The sequence below is a fragment of the Tepidisphaeraceae bacterium genome, assembly GCA_035998445.1.
In the GTDB taxonomy this organism is placed as follows: Bacteria; Planctomycetota; Phycisphaerae; order Tepidisphaerales; family Tepidisphaeraceae; genus DASYHQ01.
The window spans coordinates 101,832-115,733 of the sequence record DASYHQ010000055.1; the positions used below are offsets into that span (position 1 = coordinate 101,832).

Consider the following 13,902-nt stretch of genomic DNA (forward strand, 5'->3'; position numbering starts at 1 on the left):
GTACAATCGACCGAGAAATGTAGAGCGACGAGTGCTGAGTGATCGTCATCCCGAGAAGATGTTAGACAACACCGCCGCGTCCGCTGCAACCGTGGCACGGGCATCCTGCCAGTGGAGCCGCGGTACGCCGCGGTGTCGGACGGTACGCCGTCCGAAGTAACGAGCGCAAGCGATCTGCTCTTCTTTGGCGTCGTCAGCGGTTTCTTCGCTTGCGCGATTGCTGATTCGGATGGCGTACCATCCGATGCGTCGGGGTACCGATGTCATGGGCAAGATGCCCATGCCACGATCGGAGCGGACGCGGCACTGTTCTTCAACACCCTCTGAGGATGACGAATGTTCTTGGCGGGACCGCTCTCACACTCAATCCTCCTCCTTCGCGGCTACCTTCGCGTCATCGCGCCTTCGCGTTCTCTTCCTCCGCCAACACGTCGAAACATGACGCCCCCGCACCGCTCTGGTAGAACAGGACGATTCCCCTCACCACCCGGGCCGCCTAAGAATGTCCAACAGCCTTTCACAACCCCAGCACACCACCGACGAACTGCTGAACTCCGCCGGCGTCACGTGGTCGCTCGATCCGATCACGCACTCGCCGTTGCACGCGGGGGTCGATCTGCGGCGGTACTACTTCCTGCACGTGATGGCGGCGGTGTTCCCCGCGACGATGGGGCTCATCCTCTACGGTTGGCGGGCGCTGGCGGTCATTGCGATCCTCATGGGGTCGGCGATGGGGGCAGCGCTGATCTGGCAGCGCATTGGGTCGCGCGGGGCACAGGTGCACCTGCTGCACGTCGCGTGGTCGGCATTGCTGCTGGCGCTCATGCTGCCGGCACACCTGGCGTCGCGCGGCGACGGTGGTGAGCAGAACATGCCGTGGCTGATCCTGGTGACCGCCGGCTGCACGCTGGTGATGCTGATGTGGACGCTGGGCGGCATCGGCGCGGGGCGCGTGTCGCCCGTGCTGGTCTGCTTCCTGTTGTTGAACGCGCTGTACGGCCACTCGTTCGTCGCGCATCACGTGCTACAGCGGGACAACCTCGTCACGGGCAACCTGCTCGACGCGCAGGCCGACGGCACCCGCGCCACCGGTGACCCGTGGATCAATTCCGAAGATTCGCTCGGGGGTGATGCGCTGTGGCGAGATAATTCCGGGCAGTTGCTCAGCAGCTTCACCACCGGCACCGAATCGGCCGACCCGCGCCTGTGGTTGAGCCTGGACGTGCTGCTGCGCGACCGGTTGCCGCCGTTGGAGGATTTCATCGTCGGGGGTGAACCTGGGCCGATCGGCGCGGGGTGTGCGCTGGGCGTAATCGTCGGTGGGCTGTTCCTGCTGTACCGCGGGCTGATCGACTACCGCATTCCGGTGCTGGTCATCGTCTTCACGTACCTGACGATGCTGATCCTGCCGATCCCGGTACTGCTCACCGATCAACCGCAATACCACTGGCTGGCGATGCGCGTGCCTAGCGTAACGTGGCAGACCGCCCTCACGTTCGTGCATTACGAACTGCTGGCGGGCCCGGCGATCTTCATGGCGCTGTTCCTGGCAACCTGGCCGAGCATTCGCCCGATCGAGCGTGGGGCCCGCGCGGTATACGCGGCCCTCATCGGCATCCTGACAGCAATCTTCCAGCTATACGCGTCGGTGTCGTATGGGCCGTACATCGCGCTGTTGATCGCGAGCCTGTTGACGCCGTGGTTCGACAAATGGCTGAGGCCAAAGCCGCTCGTGTGATGAGCCCTGCGATCGCAGAGTTCGCATCGCGGATTGACGAACCAGCACCCTCTCTCAATCCGTAAGGCGAACTCCGCAATCCGCAATTTCCTACCCCTCGGCTCCACCCAGTTCGCGGGTCTGGAAGAGCCACATTCCGATGCCCAGCGCGAACGCCGCGTAGGCGATGCCGTAGATCAGCGCGATGCCAAAGTAGCCCCAAATGGTCGACAGCGCGACCGCCTGCGGGTTGGCGGCGAACTCGGTGCCGGCGAGCGCGATGGGGCTGTAAACTGTCAGCGAACGCAGGTCAAACGTCTCTAAATACGGCAAAATAAGACTTAATACGTACGCGAACGCCTTCACAATCACCGATCGGTCCGCCAGCGGCGTGCCGGCGTCGTTAGCGCCAAAGTTGATCGGGAACAGGAACCGCGTGAGGTTGCCGGCGATGTACAGAATGATGACGGTCGGCAAGTTCACCACGAGCGAGAACCGGGTCGACAGCGCCACCCCGATGGCCGCCAAAACGCTGATCTGCATCCACGACAACAGCAAGCTGGGAATAAGCCCGGCGATGTGCATCGCGCGGTAGTCGGCCAGCCGGGCGACGTCGCGCTCGTCGAGCGTGTTCGTGCGCAGCTGATAGTCGGCCGGGATGCGCAGGTAGGTCGCTAAGCAAAGAATCGCCCCCAGCACCACCACCGCCAGCAACGCCGCCAGGATGATGCCCAGGTACTTGCCGATCAGCACCTGCCACTTCTGCACCGGCTTGCTCATCAGCGTGAGCATCGTGCGGTCCTCGATCTCGTCGAAGATCGACTTGCTGGTCGCGAACAGCGTCGCCAGCAGCACGAGCAGCAGGATGACGTCGAGCCCCACTGCCTTGAACATGATCGTGTCTTCACCCAGCGTGAAGAACGGCAGCAGCGCGAAGATCGTCAGGATGCCGACCCCGATCGCCAATAGCAGCGAATAGATCGGCTGGACGATCGCCTCGAAGAACGTGTGCCGAAGGATGACGTATGTGCGGTACATGTGACGTGCGATTGTAAGTAGGCAAGTCGATCTGTACCAGCATCATGCGCAGGGGCGCTGGTCGTTGCAGAAGTTTGAACCGCCAATGAACGCCAGGGACGCTAAGAGAAGAGAGGAATGGGAGGATTGAGAATGGACGGCTGGCGGCTGGCGGCTGGCGGCGGGCGGAGCCGCGCAGCATGTCATCCCGATGGGAGCCTTGGCGACCTGAGGGATCTCGAGCCACGGACGGTTCTCGACCTTGGGAGATGGGTCAGGTCGGCAAGCCTCCCATCGGGATGACACGACCGCGCGCCGCGTCGGCGTTTTGTCCGCTAGCCTTCAGGCTCCGCTCGGGATAACGGTCGTTCCACCCCAATCGTCTGCTGCTTCCCTTGGCGTCCCTGGCGGTTCACCTCACTGTTCCCAGCCAAATTGGTCGCCAAACCCGCACATCGCTACAGTACGCCCAATGATCAGCGCGTTCATCAAGTTTGCCGATGGGGAGATCTCCACCGACACCTCCGTCGCCACCCTCAGCCGCGCGGTGCGCGATCCGAAGGCGACGTTCTGGGTCGACATGATCAAGCCGACCGACGACGAATATGCGCTGCTCGACGACGTCTTCGGTTTCCATCCGCTGGCGATCGAGGATTCGATCAAGTACCTCCAGCGGCCGAAGATCGAGAGCTACAACCACATCGGCGACTCGTTCCGGCAGGGCTACTTCTACATGGTCATCCATGGACCCGACCTCTCCAGCTTCCGCGACAAGCTGCGCACGAAGGAACTGGACATGTTCGTCTCCGAGCGCTACCTCATCACGATTCACGATGAGGAAATGACCAGCGTGAAGGAGAACCTCGTCCGCGCAAGCGTCGATCCGGCACGGATGCTGGACGGCGGCATCGACATCCTGCTCTACCACATCCTCGACCGCCTCGTCGACAACTACGGCCCGATCCTGGAGAACCTGCAGGAGGAGATCGACGACGTCGAGGAACAGTCCGTCACCGACCCCACGCCCGAGCTGCTGCAGCAGATCGCGACGAAGAAGCGCGACTTGCTGAACTTCCGCCGAATCATCGGCCCACAGCGCGACGTGCTGGCCCAGTTAACGCGCGGCGACGTGCCGTTCATTCGTGAGGGGACGCGCGTGTATTTGCGCGACGTGCTCGACCACCTCACGCGGGCCGTGGAAATGATCGAGCTGTACCGCGACCTGATCGTGGGCGCGCGCGACATCTACATGTCGAGCATGAGCAACAACCTCAATCAGGTGATGAAGACGCTGACGATCATCACGGTGATCGCGCTGCCGTTGAACATCCTGACCGGCTTCTTCGGCATGAACTTCGAGGTGGCCGAGTTCAAGTGGATGCTGGACCACCAGACCGGCTTCTGGGTCACGATCGTGCTGGCGCTGACGTTCGTCGGCCTGCTGTTGTACCTGTTCAACAAGAAGAAGTGGTTGTGACGTCGCGCGGCAGTCGACGCGCCGTCTGACACATCCGAGAAGCTCATCAGAGGCGAAGGCTGTCATCCCGATGGGAGCCTTGGCGACCTGAGGGATCTCGAACCACGGGCGGTTCCCGGCCTTGGGAGTTCCCTCAGGTCGGCAAGCCTCCCATCGGGATGACATTTTGCGCGGTCGGGTCGCCAGATCTGATTCGCTCGACAGGAGCCGCTCCCCCGGCACGCCGGAACACCCTATCCGTCGACAGCGCCCGCTCAACCCACGCTTGCCGGGGTCGGAACCGCCGCGGCCAGTTCCATCTGCTCGCGCATGTCCTGGTGCATCTTCCAGAGCACCCACAGGCTGCTGAAGCCGACGTAGAAGTAACCGCCAGCGAAGATCATCAGGAACGGGATGCTGCTCCAGCCGTACCCGTAGGCCAGGCTGAGGAAGATGAAGCTCAGCGTGTAGATGCCAAACGCGACCTCCACGATCGGCAGCGCCAGCCGTTTGAACGTGAGGACGCTGTTGCCGCTCCAAGCGCTGCGGACCTTGCCGTTGGCGCCGTACTTGGGCGTCCGCACGAACTCGCTCGGCTTGCCCTTGTAGTGCGAGATGATCGCTTCGATGACCGCCTTGGCGTTGTTCAGGCTAATGCCCACGCCCAGCGCCATCAGGACCGGCAGGTGCAGTAGCGTCTTCCAGCCAACCTTTTTCCCAAACAGTTCTCGCTGGGCGAAGATGAAGAACGTGCTGGCCGAGCAGGTCGCCAGGATGAAGAGCGTGCCGGTGAAGAAGTAGTTCTTGAACGTGTACTTCGCCAACAAACCATCGAAGATGAACATCGACGGGTACATCATCAAGGTCAGGATGACCATGAACGGGTAGACGAGCGTGTTGGTCAGGTGGAAGAACGCCTCGTTCTTTACCGCGTACGGCAAGTGCTTGCTGCGCAGGATGCTCGGCAGCAGCTTCAGGCAGGTCTGGAAGCTGCCCTTTGTCCAGCGGTGGGCCTGTTGCTTGAACGCGATCATCTCCGGTGGCAGCTCGGCCGGGGCGGCGTACTGCGGCAGGTAGACGAACTGCCAACCCTTCACCTGGCACCGGTACGACAGGTCCAGATCTTCCGTGAGCGTGTCATGCTGCCACCCCCCGCCGTCGGCGATCGTCGCGCGGCGCCACACGCCGGCGGTGCCGTTGAAGTGCATGAACCGGCCACTACGGTTGCGGGCGGTGTGCTCGATCACGAAGTGACCATCGAGGAAGATCGCCTGCGATCGGGTCAAGAGCGACGCGTCGCGGTTCAGGTGGTCCCAGCGGATCTGCACCATGCCGATCTTGTCGTCGGTGAAGTAGTGCACAACGTTGTGCAGGATGTCGATCGGTGGAACGAAGTCGGCGTCGAAAATCGCGACGTAGTCACCGGTCGCCGACTTCAGGCCTTCCTCGAGCGCGCCAGCCTTGTACCCCTCGCGATTCGTGCGGTGCAGGTAGACGATGTCGTACCCTTTGGCCGCCCACTCTGCGACTGCGGCCTTGGCAATGGCCTGCGACTCGTCGGTGCTGTCGTCGAGCACCTGGATCTGCATTTTATCCAGCGGATAGTCGATCTTGCAGGTCGACGCGATGATGCGCTCGGCAACCGGGCCCTCGTTGAACATCGGCAACTGCACGGTGATGCGCGGCAGCTCGGGCCACTGGGCCTTGGGCAGGTAGGCGTTGTTGCGATGCTTGATGTACAGGTAAACCAGCACGTACCGGTGCAGGCCGTAGAACGCGACCGTTGCGAGCACGAACAGGTACAGCACGACCAGCGTGTATTTGAAGACAGGATCCATGACGTTCTTCTATGTACGAACCGCCGCGCGAGGCAGGGCCACCCCGTTTGAACTAAGCCCCTATCGTATGCGAAAGCCCGCAGCGAACACAAGATATAGGTTTGTCCATGCCTGGCGTTCAACCGTCGCGACCGTCCCGCGAAACGAGTGTGTCGACTGTAACGACCCCCGCGAGCCGTAGGGCCGGCACTTGTGTCGCCCGCTCGTCCTGGCGAGTCCAGAACGGGGGCCAAACATGTCCCCCCTACGTAAGGCCGCCCACTCGTCACCCGCTCACCCATTCGGCCGCGGTACAAGGATTTGCATCTCCTCGCGCAACTCCCGACAACGCTCCGAAGTCGAGAATCAACAAAAAGGGCCGGCGCGTTTGCGCCGGCCCTATCGTATTCATTGCATCAGCCTGACTTTAAGTCGCGGCCGGCGTCTCGGCGGGAGCCGATTCACCCTTGGCGGCCTTGGCCAGCTTCGCGGCGAAAGCGTGGCGCTTCTCGTTGCGCTTGCGACGCAGGCCGGCGGAGCGGCGGATCGTGCCGGTGGGCGCGGTCGCCTTCGTCACCAGCTGCAGCACGACGATGTCACCACCGTCGCCGATGCGGAAGTCGCTGGTCTTGATGATCTGCGTGTACCCACCATTGCGGTCGGCAAACGTCGGGGCGATCTCGTCGAACAGCCGGCGGACGACCGTCATCTCGCGGCCCTTCTCGTCGACCACGAACTCCTGATCCTCGTCCGTCACCCGGCGGTCCTGCAGCGTGGCGATCACCGCGCGGCGGGCGTTCAAGGTGCCGGTCTTGGCCAGCGTGATCAGCTTCTCGGCCAGCGCCTTCACTTCCTTGGCCTTGGGCCCGGTCGTGCGGATCGAGCCGTGCTCGAACAGGCTTTGGATCAGGTTGCGCCGAAGCGCCTTACGGTGTTCCGTGTCACGGCTCAACTGCCGGCCGCGCATCATGTGGGAAGACATCTTTAACTCCAAGCTTGTCAGTCGTCCGTCGTCCGTCGTCTGTCGTAAGGCTGAAGAAGCCTGCTACAACTGACCACCGACCACCGACAACAGACCGTTGACTTTCTACTGGTTCGCCGTCTCGGTTTCCTGTTCGACGGCATCATCGTCGTCGTCATCGTAATCGTCGTCGGCCATCGTGGCGGCGTCGAGGTTGGCTTGAGCGGCATCCAGATCCATGCCGAGGCTCAGGCCCATGTCGGCCAGTTTACGCTTCACTTCGCGAAGCGACGTCTTGCCGAAGCTGCGAACCTTCAACAAATCGGCGTCGGTCTTCTTCACCAACTCGCGCACCGTGCTGATCTTGGCCGATTCCAGACAGTTGTTGGCCCGCACGCTTAGGTCCAGTTCCTGGACCGTCATGCCAAGCTTGCTCTGCAGCTCGGGGTCGATCAGGGCGCGGTTGCTGTCGCGCAGCATCGCGATCGCGTCCTCGTTGGCGGTGTCGCTGCCCAGTTCGAAGTACTGCACGAACGGGTTCAGGTGCTTGCGGAGGATCTTGCTCGCCTCGACCAGCGCCATCTCCGGCGTGATCGTGCCGTTGGTCCAGATCTCCAGCACCAACCGGTCGTAGTCGGTCTTCTGACCCACGCGGGCATCTTCCGTCGCGTAACGCACACGGGTGACCGGCGAGTAGATGCTGTCGACGGCGATGTGGCCAGTCTCCTGCTCGTCGGCGTCGTCGATGTTGTCCGACGCCGTGACGTAGCCACGGCCCTTGCTGACGGTCAGCGTCATGTCGAAGTCGACGTCTTCCGTCAACGTCGCGATGACGTGGTCCTTATCGATGATCGTGATCGACGGGTCGGCCTCGATCATGCCGGCGGTGACCGGACCGGCCTTGTTGGCGCGGAGGGTCATCGTCTTCACGTCTTCGCTGTCGAGCTTCACGATCAGCGACTTGATGTTCAGGATGATGTCGGTGACGTCTTCCAGCACGCCGGGCAGGCTGCTGAACTCGTGGTCGGCACCCTTCAGGCGGATGTGCGTGACCGCGGCCCCTTCGAGCGACGACAGGAGGATGCGACGCAGGCTGTTGCCCACGGTCGTACCAAACCCGCGCTCGAACGGCTCGGCGGTGAACTTCGCGTACTGTTCGGTCGACACCTGCTCGTCACGCAGCACGCGAGACGGCAGTTCCAATCCACGCCAACGAATTCGCATAACAGTTCTCCTACAGGTGCCCGATGAATTGCGGAAAGTTCCCGCCCACCACAGTTGGGGGCCATCTGTACTTCCGCCTCGTCAGGAGGCACGATTCTTTGTGATGTAGCCACGGGCTTGCCCGTGGGATTTCGATGCTTAAGCAGTTCGTCAAATCACCCAGAAAAGACCACCGGCAAGCCGGCGGCTATATGGGGGAAGACGAACTTCGATTACACGCGACGCTTCTTCGGCGGGCGGCAACCGTTGTGGGGCAGCGGGGTCGTGTCCTCGATGCCCGTGACCTTCAGGCCTGCGTTCTGCAGGTTCAGGATAGCTTGCTCGCGACCGGCGCCAGGACCCTTCACGCGCACTTCGACCTCGACCATGCCGCTCTTGCGGGCGGTGCTGGCGGCGTTCTCCGCGGCGCGACCGGCCGCGAACGGGGTGCTCTTGCGGGCGCCCTTGAACCCGACCGTGCCGGCCGAGGCCCAGGAGATCGTCTCACCGTTCGTGTCGGTGATCGTAACCATCGTGTTGTTGAACGTCGCCTTGATGTGCGCCACGCCGCGCGTCACACCCTTGCGGACGCGCTTCTTCGCGGCGCCCTTAGCGCCAGTCTTTGCTGCTTCTGCCATGATTCTGTTCCTTGCGGATCCTCCGGCTCAACGGCCGTACCCGCGATCAAAAGTCGGAAGCTGGATGTGCGACGGTGGAAGGAAATCTGATCCGACTTCCCACTTCCACCTGCCGCGATCCCACTTCGTTTACTTACCGAGTTCCTTAACGCCCTTCTTGCCGGCAACGGTCTTGCGAGGTCCCTTGCGGGTGCGGGCGTTGCTGCGGCTGCGCTGGCCGCGCACGGGCAGCGAGCGACGGTGGCGGTTGCCACGGTAGCTGCCGATGTCACGCAGGCGAGCGATGTTCTGCTGGATGTTTCGGCGGAGGGCGCCTTCGACCGGAACGCTGCGGTCGAGGATCGTCACGATGCGTGCGACCTCGTCTTCCGTCAGTTCCTTGGCACGCTTCTGCGGATCGATCCCAGCTTCCTTCAGAATCGCCCGACCGTTCGTCCGGCCAACGCCGAACAGGTAGGTGATGCTGACCCAGGCCGGCTTATCATTCGGAATGTCTACGCCTGCGATACGGGGCATGTCTAACTCCCAGTTGCGGATCTCGGACCGCCGATTTCGGATGGAAGGATCACTTCAAATCCGCAATCAGAAATCCTCGCTCCGCAATGCTTAACCTTGTTTCTGCTTGTGCTTCGTGTTGGTGCAGATCACGCGCACAATTCCCTTGCGGCGAACGATCTTGCAGTTCTCACAAATCCGGCGAACGCTGCTTCGGACTTTCATGATTCTATTCCTGCCTACAAAGCCAAAAACCGGCCCGAGAACCGGCGAATCGTCAACTATAGCAAAAACATTCCGGGGCCTCAAGCGCTCCCGCAAAGCGTTTTTGTGCTTGAAACATCTGTGCCAGTCACCTCAACGACCGGACGTCGCCTCTCCGCGCCCCGTCTAGCCGCGGGCTTGCCCGCCATGGATTCCTCGAAATCAATGGCGAGCGAGTTCCCGGATTCGATGGAAACCTCTACATCGCGTACGGCGCCCGACCGTCCGTCAGCACGTCCACGCCGGTCTCGGTAACCGCCACCGTATGCTCAAAGTGGGCAGCCGGCTTGCGGTCCTTCGTCACCACGGTCCAGCCATCCGCCAGCAGCACCACTTCGCGGTGGCCAACGACGACCATCGGCTCGACGGCCAACGTCATGCCTGGCCGGAGCTTAAAGTCGCCTCGGAGCTGCTCGGCGGTGACGAAGTTCGGCACCTTTGGATCCTCGTGCATCGATCGCCCGATGCCGTGGCCCACGAACTCGCGAACGACCGAAAAACCGGCCCGCTCGACGTTGTATTGCATCAACCGGGCTACATCCGACCACTTCCGCCCGGGTCGAATGTGCTGCAGCGCGATCGCAAGCGTATCGCTTGTCACGTCGAGCAGCTTCTGCTGCAACGGAGAGATCGTACCGACCGGGACGGTAATCGCGGTATCGGCACAGTAGCCGTTGACCGACAGAGCCAGGTCGAGCGTGACGATGTCGCCGTCCTTCAGCGGGCGGTTGTCGGGGATGCCATGGACGACCTGCTCGTTGACGCTGATGCACGTCTCGGCCGGGTAGCCGGTGTTCGGCTTGTACTCCGGATAGTTTTTGCTCAGGCCGATCGCATCGTTCTTGTCAAGCTCGATGCGGGCGATCTCGTTCAGTTCCGCCGTCGTGATGCCCGGGCGGACGGCCTCGGCCATTTTGCCAAGAATCTCGTGCCCCACCTTGCCGGTGTGGCGCATCATCTCCAGTTCACGACGAGTCTTAAGAACAATTGGCATCGCACGCGCTGGTTGAACCCGAGTGGACGGGGGAAGCTGAGCCTTCTTGAGCGAATCCTTCATGGCAACAGTACGGGCAGCAATCGTCGAAGATCAGAGAAACTCGCTCAGTCTATGCGTCGGTTTTCGTCCGATCCACGCGCTTCAGGTGATCTCGATAGCCGCTTGCGGTTTCGCAAAACCACATGCTCGAGTTGGCGAAACCGCAAGCATTGGAGTAGATCGACCGCGAACCGGAATTAGTACTGGCGCCCCTTGATCCGCTTGCCTGAGTCGCCGAGGAAGCCGCTGTAGTTGCGCATCAGCAGGTTAGCCTCGATGCGCTGCACCATGTCCAGCGCCACGCTGACCACGATCAGCAGGCCGGTGCCACCCAGGAACTGCGCGATGTTCGGCGGAATGTTCAACCAGGCGCTAATGGCGGTAGGGATGACGGCGACGAAGCACAGGAACGCGGCGCCGACGTAGGTGATGCGCATCATCACCCGTTCCAAATAGTCGGCCGTCCGCTTACCAGGACGCAGGCCGGGAATGAAGCTGCCGTAGTCGCGCAGCTGGTTGGCCATTTCCTTCGGCTGGAACTGCACGGTGGTCCAGAAGTAGGCGAAGAAGTAGATCAGCACCACTTCGACCATGATGTACAGGAACGCCCCACGGCCGAGCTCGATGTTCAGGAAGTTGACGATGCCACCGTACCAGCCACTGATCTGACCATTGGGGTTCACGACGCCGTTCAGCCAACCGACGAGCATGCCGGGGAACAGCATGAGCGACTGGGCGAAGATGATCGGCATCACGCCGCCATGGTTCACGCGAAGCGGCAGGTACTGCTTGCCGCCACCATACACCCGGCGACCGCGGGTGTGCTTGGCCTGCTGAACCGGAATGCGACGCTGGGCCTGCGTGATCAAGATCGCACCGGCGACCACGAACAGGAAGGACGCCGCAAGGAACAGGATGTGACCCGGACCGAACGGCGTCTCGGCGCCACGATTGGCGCTGAAGCTGGTCATCGTCGTCAACTGGATGAACGCGTCAGGCATATTCGCGACGATGCCGGCAAGGATGATCAGCGAGATGCCGTTGCCCATCCCGTACTCGTCGATCTGCTCGCCCAGCCACATCAGGAAGACCGAGCCAGCGACCATGCAAGAAAGCGCCATCACGTAGAACGCCACGACGTTCTGGTACATGAACTGGGCCTGCACTAGCGGCGGGCTCGTGCTGCGCATGTACTGGATCCAGAACACGCCTTGGATCAAGGCCAGCACGACGGTCGCGTAACGCGTCCATTCCTGGATCTTCTTGCGGCCGGTCTCCCCTTCCTTCTGAAGCTTTTCCAGCGTGGGGACGACGGTCGTGAGCAACTGGAAAATGATCGACGCCGAGATGTACGGCATCACGCCGAGCCCGAAAATCGTGCTCTGCTGCAGGCTGCCGCCGCTAAAGAGCGACACGTAGCTGGCGAGCCGCCCCGCGGCCGAGCCGTCCTCGCTCTGCTTCTGTACGAGGTCCTCGAAGTGCTGCTGGTCGACGCCGGGGATCGGAATCCAGTAGCCGACGCGGTAGATCGCCAGCATCAGCAGCGTGAACAGGATCTTGTTCCGCAGCTCGGGCACTTTGAAGATGTTGATGAGGGTCTGGAACATAGTTTCAATCCACGCCTGTGCGGCCGAACGCCATGGAAAGTCACGGTCATCGGACCGACGTGAACGACTGATTACCAAAAGCAGTCATCCTGAGCAAAGCGCCCGGCCTCTACCGTAGCGGTAAAAGCGTGTCGCTTCACTCAGGATGACGTTGTTCGAACTCGTTATTCGCTCTTCGCAGCCGCGTCGCCTTCGGCGTCGGCCGAACGCTTGCCTGTTTTGGGGGCATCGCGCTTCACGAACTTCTTCTTGGGCTTGGGGAACGCGAAGGCTTCGCTCTTCTCGTTCAGCGCGGTGCCACCGGCGGCGCCGATGCGTTCGTGGGCGGCCTTGCTGTACCAGGCGGCGACGATCGTGAGCTTCTTGGACATCTCACCGTCGCCGAGGATCTTCACCGGCAGCTTCAGGTCGGGGACGAGCCCGGCCGCTTCCAGCGCGGGGGCGTCGATCGTCGTGCCGGCATCGAAGCGCTCGAGGTCGGCGAGGTTGACGATGTAGAACTTCCGCTCGAAGTTCACGTTGCTGAAGCCACGCTTGGGGAAGCGCTTGTGCGTCTCGGTCTGGCCACCTTCGTAACCGCGGCGGATGTAGGTGCCGGCGCGAGCGCCCGAACCCTTGTTACCGCGACCCGAGGTCTTACCACGGCCGCTGCTCTCGCCGCGACCCTTCCGCTGCTTCGCCTTGTACTTCGGGGCGTTAGCAGTGATTTCGTGAATCATGCTCATGATTGTTGTCCGTAGGGGCAGGCCTCTGTGCCTGCCCTGCTTTTTGATCGAATAGGCAAAGGGCAGGCACGGAGGCCTGCCCCTACAACTAAGCCGTCACCAGTTCGCCGGCGCCCTTCTCAAGCTGCACGCCGCGGGTCGATTCGACCTGATCCTTGCTCTGCAGCTGGCGGAGTGCCGCCATCGTGGCCTTCACGAGGTTCTTGGGGCTGGTCGAGCCGTAGGCCTTCGTGAGGATGTCGGTGACGCCGGTCAGTTCCATGCAGGGACGGACGCTCTTGCCGGCCGTCACACCCGTGCCCGGACGCGCCGGGACGAGGATGACCGAGCTGGCGCCGCTGGTGCCCTTGACCATGTGCGGGATCGTGGTGCCCTTGAGGTTCACGCGGAACATCTGCTTGCGGGCGTCCTTCGTGGCCTTCTCAACCGCGCCTGGAACCTCGTTGGCCTTGCCGTAACCGATGCCGATGTTGCCCTTACGATCGCCGGCGACGACGAGCGCGCCGAAGCTGAACGTACGGCCACCCTTGACGACCTTCGAGCAGCGGTAGATGCGGACGACCGAGGCCTCGATGCCCGAACCGTCGTCATCGCGACGATCACGATTGCCACCGGGGCCACCACGACCACGACCGCCACCCTGCCCACCGCGACCACCACCTTGGCCGCCACGACCACCACCGCCGCCACCACCACCACGCGACTGCTGCTGCGTGCCAGCGGGCGTGGGGGGCGTAACAACGGCTGCGGGCGAGGCGTTCTCGCTCACGGGGGCTTCCGTCTGCTGGGGGGCTGCTGCTTGTGTTTCTTCTGCCATAAAGTTCTCGTTGCGTTAAGGGTGCGACCTTCGTCACACCGCCCGCGAATGTTGATGGTGACCCAATCGAGCGCGGCCCCGATTTGGCCTCAATCCGTCGCATCGAGCGACAGGAGTGTTTGGCGCGGCGGGGTCGCTAAAGCGACCCC

12 protein-coding genes and 1 pseudogene are annotated in these 13,902 nt (G+C 62.2%); 2 read left to right on the plus strand and 11 right to left on the minus strand.

Going from position 1 to position 13,902, the window contains the following annotated elements; all coding sequences use genetic code 11:
- Positions 1-502 precede the first annotated feature (502 nt).
- Positions 503-1,738 carry an RnfABCDGE type electron transport complex subunit D gene (locus VGN72_21320; protein HEV7301890.1) on the plus strand — a complete coding sequence of 412 codons (1,236 nt, stop codon included), beginning with the start codon at positions 503-505 and terminating at the stop codon, positions 1,736-1,738.
- 90 nt (positions 1,739-1,828) lie between these two features.
- Here the strand turns inward: VGN72_21320 and VGN72_21325 are convergent, their stop codons facing one another.
- Positions 1,829-2,755, minus strand: a complete 927-nt coding sequence (locus tag VGN72_21325; GenBank protein HEV7301891.1) for an ABC transporter permease subunit — start codon at positions 2,753-2,755, stop codon at positions 1,829-1,831.
- Positions 2,756-3,206: 451 nt separating this feature from the next.
- Here VGN72_21325 and corA point away from each other — a divergent pair, with 451 nt between their 5' ends.
- On the plus strand, positions 3,207-4,211 hold the full coding sequence (corA, locus tag VGN72_21330) for a magnesium/cobalt transporter CorA (protein HEV7301892.1): 1,005 nt from the start codon (positions 3,207-3,209) through the stop codon (positions 4,209-4,211).
- Between the two features lie 254 nt (positions 4,212-4,465).
- Here the strand turns inward: corA and VGN72_21335 are convergent, their stop codons facing one another.
- The 10 genes and pseudogenes from VGN72_21335 to rpsE all read right to left on the minus strand — a co-directional run bounded on the left by VGN72_21335 (position 4,466) and on the right by rpsE (position 13,510).
- A complete protein-coding gene (locus tag VGN72_21335; protein ID HEV7301893.1) occupies positions 4,466-6,028 on the minus strand; it encodes a glycosyltransferase in 1,563 nt (520 codons plus the stop codon).
- A gap of 406 nt (positions 6,029-6,434) precedes the next feature.
- Positions 6,435-6,977 (minus strand): 50S ribosomal protein L17, encoded by a 543-nt coding sequence (rplQ, locus tag VGN72_21340; protein ID HEV7301894.1) that lies wholly within the window; start codon positions 6,975-6,977, stop codon positions 6,435-6,437.
- 117 nt (positions 6,978-7,094) lie between these two features.
- Positions 7,095-8,192, minus strand: a complete 1,098-nt coding sequence (locus tag VGN72_21345) for a DNA-directed RNA polymerase subunit alpha (protein HEV7301895.1) — start codon at positions 8,190-8,192, stop codon at positions 7,095-7,097.
- A 212-nt stretch (positions 8,193-8,404) separates the two neighbouring features.
- Positions 8,405-8,809 (minus strand): 30S ribosomal protein S11, encoded by a 405-nt coding sequence (gene rpsK / locus VGN72_21350; GenBank protein ID HEV7301896.1) that lies wholly within the window; start codon positions 8,807-8,809, stop codon positions 8,405-8,407.
- A 129-nt stretch (positions 8,810-8,938) separates the two neighbouring features.
- Entirely contained in the window at positions 8,939-9,325 is a 387-nt protein-coding gene (gene rpsM, locus VGN72_21355) for a 30S ribosomal protein S13 (GenBank protein ID HEV7301897.1), read from the minus strand.
- Positions 9,326-9,415: 90 nt separating this feature from the next.
- Positions 9,416-9,529: a 50S ribosomal protein L36 gene (gene rpmJ / locus VGN72_21360; protein ID HEV7301898.1), complete on the minus strand. Its 114-nt coding sequence runs from the start codon at positions 9,527-9,529 to the stop codon at positions 9,416-9,418.
- A gap of 238 nt (positions 9,530-9,767) precedes the next feature.
- Positions 9,768-10,562, minus strand: coding sequence for a type I methionyl aminopeptidase (gene map / locus VGN72_21365; protein HEV7301899.1), 795 nt, complete (start codon positions 10,560-10,562; stop codon positions 9,768-9,770).
- Between the two features lie 239 nt (positions 10,563-10,801).
- Positions 10,802-12,211 carry a preprotein translocase subunit SecY gene (gene secY / locus VGN72_21370; protein HEV7301900.1) on the minus strand — a complete coding sequence of 470 codons (1,410 nt, stop codon included), beginning with the start codon at positions 12,209-12,211 and terminating at the stop codon, positions 10,802-10,804.
- Between the two features lie 293 nt (positions 12,212-12,504).
- Positions 12,505-12,930, minus strand: a pseudogene (rplO, locus tag VGN72_21375) (50S ribosomal protein L15).
- A 94-nt stretch (positions 12,931-13,024) separates the two neighbouring features.
- A complete protein-coding gene (gene rpsE, locus VGN72_21380; GenBank protein ID HEV7301901.1) occupies positions 13,025-13,510 on the minus strand; it encodes a 30S ribosomal protein S5 in 486 nt (161 codons plus the stop codon).
- Positions 13,511-13,902: the final 392 nt, after the last annotated feature.

What these genes read in the sequence shown, in the direction of transcription:
- rpsM (HEV7301897.1), bottom strand. Translation starts at nt 9,325, where the DNA reads ATGCCCCGTATCGCAGGCGTAGACATTCCGAATGATAAGCCGGCCTGG.
- VGN72_21345 (HEV7301895.1), bottom strand. Translation starts at nt 8,192, where the DNA reads ATGCGAATTCGTTGGCGTGGATTGGAACTGCCGTCTCGCGTGCTGCGT.
- rpmJ (HEV7301898.1), bottom strand. Translation starts at nt 9,529, where the DNA reads ATGAAAGTCCGAAGCAGCGTTCGCCGGATTTGTGAGAACTGCAAGATC.
- corA (HEV7301892.1), top strand. Translation starts at nt 3,207, where the DNA reads ATGATCAGCGCGTTCATCAAGTTTGCCGATGGGGAGATCTCCACCGAC.
- VGN72_21325 (HEV7301891.1), bottom strand. Translation starts at nt 2,755, where the DNA reads ATGTACCGCACATACGTCATCCTTCGGCACACGTTCTTCGAGGCGATC.
- map (HEV7301899.1), bottom strand. Translation starts at nt 10,562, where the DNA reads ATGCCAATTGTTCTTAAGACTCGTCGTGAACTGGAGATGATGCGCCAC.
- VGN72_21320 (HEV7301890.1), top strand. Translation starts at nt 503, where the DNA reads ATGTCCAACAGCCTTTCACAACCCCAGCACACCACCGACGAACTGCTG.
- VGN72_21335 (HEV7301893.1), bottom strand. Translation starts at nt 6,028, where the DNA reads ATGGATCCTGTCTTCAAATACACGCTGGTCGTGCTGTACCTGTTCGTG.
- secY (HEV7301900.1), bottom strand. Translation starts at nt 12,211, where the DNA reads ATGTTCCAGACCCTCATCAACATCTTCAAAGTGCCCGAGCTGCGGAAC.
- rpsK (HEV7301896.1), bottom strand. Translation starts at nt 8,809, where the DNA reads ATGGCAGAAGCAGCAAAGACTGGCGCTAAGGGCGCCGCGAAGAAGCGC.
- rplQ (HEV7301894.1), bottom strand. Translation starts at nt 6,977, where the DNA reads ATGATGCGCGGCCGGCAGTTGAGCCGTGACACGGAACACCGTAAGGCG.